The sequence below is a fragment of the Escherichia sp. KCJ4928 genome (assembly GCF_004352695.1).
Lineage (GTDB): Bacteria > Pseudomonadota > Gammaproteobacteria > Enterobacterales > Enterobacteriaceae > ECMA0423.
Window position 1 is genome coordinate 1 of sequence record NZ_SJWV01000238.1, and the last position, 4,900, is coordinate 4,900.

At 57.9% G+C, this 4,900-nt stretch carries 3 protein-coding genes; all 3 read left to right on the top strand.

The features are described from left to right. Window positions 1–199: 199 nt before the first annotated feature. A complete protein-coding gene (locus E0D98_RS21310) occupies window positions 200–3,886 on the top strand; it encodes a phage tail protein (RefSeq protein ID WP_050877253.1) in 3,687 nt (1,228 codons plus the stop codon). Window positions 3,887–4,084: 198 nt separating this feature from the next. Beyond that, the gene (locus E0D98_RS21315) at window positions 4,085–4,225 is read left to right on the top strand and encodes a Hok/Gef family protein (protein ID WP_000078853.1); all 141 of its coding nucleotides are present in this window, start codon (window positions 4,085–4,087) and stop codon (window positions 4,223–4,225) included. A gap of 143 nt (window positions 4,226–4,368) precedes the next feature. After that, on the top strand, window positions 4,369–4,900 hold a 532-nt coding region (locus E0D98_RS21320; protein ID WP_170993075.1), incomplete at its 3' end, for a prophage tail fiber N-terminal domain-containing protein.

Here is a 4,900-nt window from a genome sequence, read left to right on the forward strand (position 1 = left end):
AACGATGAAGATTAACGTTATGGAGTTATTTTTCAGGCATCAAAAAAGTAACGCAGCGTCATTATTGCGGCTACAGGCAATTTGCAGAAATGTGAAGAATTTCAGAAATTTTATTCCGTCATGACACAGGCACCCTCCGGGGTGCCTGTTGTTTTCTGGCATAAACAGATTCAGACATCAGACAGGAGAGGGGGACAGAGTGGGTAAAGGGGGCGGCAAGGGGCACACACCGCGTGAGGCGAAGGACAATCTCAAATCCACGCAGATGATGAGCGTGATTGATGCCATCGGTGAGGGACCGGTGGAAGGCCCGGTGAAGGGACTGCAGAGTATTCTGGTGAACAAAACCCCGCTGACGGACACGGACGGTAATCCCGTGATACACGGTGTGACCGCCGTCTGGCGTGCCGGGGAGCAGGAGCAGACACCGCCGGAAGGCTTTGAGTCCTCCGGGGCAGAAACCGCACTGGGCGTGGAGGTGACGAAGGCAAAGCCGGTGACGCGCACCATCACGTCAGCGAACATTGACCGTCTGCGGGTCACCTTCGGGGTGCAGTCACTGGTGGAGACCACCTCAAAGGGTGACCGTAATCCCTCTTCTGTCCGCCTGCTGATTCAGCTTGAGCGTAACGGTAACTGGGTGACGGAGAAGGATGTCACCATTAACGGCAAGACCACCTCGCAGTACCTGACGTCGGTGATTCTGAATAATCTCCCTGAGCGCCCCTTTAACATCCGGGTGGTCAGGGTGACGGCGGACAGTACCACGGACCAGCTGCAGAACAGAACGCTGTGGTCGTCATACACCGAAATCATCGATGTGAAACAGTGCTACCCGAACACGGCCATTGTGGGGCTGCAGGTGGATGCGGAGCAGTTCGGTGGCCAGCAGATGGTGGTGAACTACCATATCCGCGGCCGCATCATCCAGGTGCCGTCAAACTATGACCCGGAAAAACGCACCTACAGCGGTATCTGGGACGGCAGCCTGAAACCGGCATACAGCAATAACCCGGCCTGGTGCCTGTGGGACATGCTGACCCACCCGCGCTACGGGATGGGAAAACGCCTGGGGGCGGCGGATGTGGACAAGTGGGCGCTGTATGCCATCGGGCAGTACTGCGACCAGACGGTCCCGGATGGTTTCGGGGGCACAGAGCCGCGGATGACCTTTAATGCGTACCTGTCACAGCAGCGTAAGGTGTGGGATGTCCTGGGGGATTTCTGCTCGGCGATGCGCTGTATGCCGGTATGGAACGGCCAGACGCTGACGTTCGTTCAGGACCGTCCGTCGGATGTGGTGTGGCCGTACACGAACAGCGATGTGGTGGTGGATGATAACGGCGTGGGGTTCCGCTACAGCTTCAGTGCCCTGAAGGACCGGCACACGGCGGTGGAGGTGAATTACACCGACCCGCAGAACGGCTGGCAGACTTCCACGGAACTGGTGGAAGACCCGGATGCCATCCTGCGCTACGGGCGCAACCTGCTGAAGATGGATGCGTTCGGCTGTACCAGCCGCGGTCAGGCCCACCGTGCCGGACTGTGGGTGATAAAGACAGAACTGCTGGAAACGCAGACGGTGGATTTCACGCTCGGGTCTCAGGGGCTGCGGCACACACCCGGTGACATCATTGAAATCTGTGATAACGACTATGCCGGGACCCTGACCGGCGGACGCATCCTGTCCATCGATGCCGCCAGCCGCACACTGACGCTGGACCGTGAGGTGACACTGCCGGAAGCAGGTACATCGACGGTGAACCTGATTAACGGCCGTGGTAAGCCGGTGCGCGTGGACATCACTGCACAACCCGCCCCGGACCGGATACAGGTCAGCATTCTGCCTGATGGCGTGGCGACATACGGTGTGTGGGGACTCTCCCTGCCGTCACTGCGTCGTCGCCTGTTCCGCTGTGTTTCCATCCGGGAAAACACGGACGGCACCTTTGCCATCACGGCGGTGCAGCATGTGCCGGAAAAAGAAGCCATTGTGGATAACGGGGCCCGCTTTGAGCCGCTCTCCGGCTCACTGAACAGCGTCATCCCGCCAGCGGTGCAGCACCTCACGGTGGAGGTGAGTGCCTCAGACGGCCAGTATCTGGCGCTGGCGAAATGGGACACGCCGCGGGTGGTGAAGGGCGTGCGCTTCAGTCTGCGCCTGACCAGTGGCAGTGGTGAGAACAGCCGCCTGGTGACCAGCGCCATCACGGCGGACACGGAGTACCGTTTCAGTGGCCTGCCGCTCGGGGAATACACCCTGACGGTCAGGGCGATAAACAGCTACGGCCAGCAGGGCGAACCTGCCACCACCACATTCCGGATTAATGCACCGGCGGCACCGGCCAGCATTGAACTGACGCCGGGCTATTTTCAGATAACGGTGGTCCCGCATCCTGCGGTGTATGACCCGACGGTACAGTATGAATTCTGGTTCTCAGAAAAACGCATCACGGACACGGCACAGGTGGAAACCTCTGCCCGTTATCTGGGTACCGGCAGCCAGTGGAGCGTCTCCGGCCCGCACATTAAGCCCGGGAAGGATTTCTGGTTTTATGTGCGCAGCGTCAACCTGGTGGGGAAATCTGCGTTTGTGGAGGCCAGCGGGCAGGCCAGCAATGATGGTGAAGGGTATCTGGAAATTTTCCGTGGGCTGATAGATGAGGCGCAGCTGGGGAAGGCACTGAAAGAGCGTATTGATGCGTCAGCCCTGCGTACTGAGGTCACGCAACTGGAAGAAGACATCCGCCAGCGGCTGGAGACGGATGTTGCGGAAGTGACCCGAAAAATCGGGGAGGCGGAAAACAGCCTCACGCAGCTGGTTGCGAAAAAGAATGAGGACCAGACGCTGGCCATCGCGCAGGTGAGTCAGCAGGTGGACCGGGTGAGCAGTGAAATCACACAGACCGTCAGCCAGAGCACGGAGGAAAACGCCAGGCAGATAGCGCAGGTCCGCCAGTACGTGGATGACAAAGGGAGTGAAATCACCTCGACCACGGATAAAAAGCTGGAAGACCAGAGCGCCACCATACAGCAGATACAGCAGGTCCAGTCAGACACGAATGATGAGCTGGCAGCGCTGTACATGCTGAAGGTGCAGAAAACGAAAAACGGCATTCCGTATGTTGCCGGTATTGGTGCGGGGATTGAGGATGCTGATGGCCAGACGCTGAGCAATATTCTGCTGCAGGCGGACCGTATCGCGATGATTACCCCGGAGAACGGCAACACCACGCCGCTGTTTGTGGCGCAGGGGAATCAGCTGTTTATGAACGACGTGTTCCTGAAGCGACTGTTTGCAGTGAGCATCACCTCGTCCGGCAATCCCCCGACGTTCTCCCTGACGCCGGAGGGCAGGCTGACGGCCCGCAATGCGGACATCAGCGGACATATCAGTGCGAACTCGGGCACGCTGAATAATGTCGTGATAGCGGAGAACTGCACGATAAATGGCACGCTGAAAGCGGAGAACATTATTGGTGATCTGGTGAAATGTGCCGGGGTGGCTTTTCCGGTGGATGGTAGTCACCTTGCGAACGGTACACGAACGCTGACGGTGTATGACGATCACAGCTTTGACCGGCAGATTATAATCCCGCCGATAATCTATGTCGGGTCAAAACAGGAATCCCGCACCAGTAATGACATCTGGACAGAGTGCTTCCTGCATGTTGATCAGAACGGACGCCGGATTTATTCAGGCAGGTCAGTGGCAGAGCCGGGAATTTTCAGCGGGATCATCGATATGCCAGCTGGCGGTGGTCATATCACCCTGAGTTTTACCGTGAGCTCACGGCGTCAGAATAACAGTTGGGGCAGTTCACGTATCAGTAACCTTCAGGCGATAGTGGTGAAGAAAAACAGCGCGGGGATCAGCATCCGCTGAACATCGCGCCCCGGGATTGCCGGAAGGAGACAAAAACCGTACAGTATGCGCGGGTGCCTTTGGCTGATGGCCGGAGGGAACACCTGAAGGCCGGATGTGAAAAGGCCCCGGACAAAACATTCATGTTTAACCCGAGGCCTGACCATTCATCCTAAGCAAGTGAAAGGTTAGCGCCTCTCCGTAAAAGGAGCAAGCGTTATGTCGCAAAAACCGTTAAAAACCACCGTGATTTGTATCACGGTAGTGCTCATTATCTGGATCACCCACAGTTCACTGTGCGAGTTCCGGTTCCGGATAGCGGGCGCGGAGATTGCGGCGTTCTTACAGTGTAAGCGGTAAGAAACCGTGGCGGGGGAGTGTACCTTTCCCGCCGACCGGTTGCTGAGGGTGATCAGCCGGATGGCACCTTTTTAACATCAATAAATCACAAATTTACCGCAGGCCGGGAAACCGGTCCTGCGGTTTTTTTATGGAGGAAATCCATGGCAGTCAGAATATCGGGTGTGCTGAAGGACGGGGCCGGTAAGCCGGTACCGGGATGCACGATAGAGCTGAAAGCGCGCCGCACAACGGAGACGGTGATTGTCACCACGGTGGCGTATGGTCAGCCGGGGGAAACCGGCAGTTACAGTATGGATGTTGAGCCGGGTCTGTACCGGGTGACGCTGAACACGGAAGGGTACGCGCCGTCATATGTGGGTGACATTCTGGTGAAGGCGGAGTCTGCACCGGGAACGCTGAATAAATTTCTGATGGACCTGGAGGACGCACAGTATTACCCGAAAGCCCTTGCAGAGCTGGAAGCGGTGGCCGCGGAAATCCTGAAACGTGCGGAAGCGTCAGCGGCGAGTGCAGAGGAAGCGAAGAAACGGGCAGAGAATGCGCGGGGACCGAAGGGGGATAAGGGAGACACGGGGCCACAGGGTATTCCCGGGCCAAAAGGCGATACCGGCGAGCGTGGGCCAAAGGGTGAGCGTGGTGAGGCAGGCCCACAGGGGGTACAGGGGGTACAGG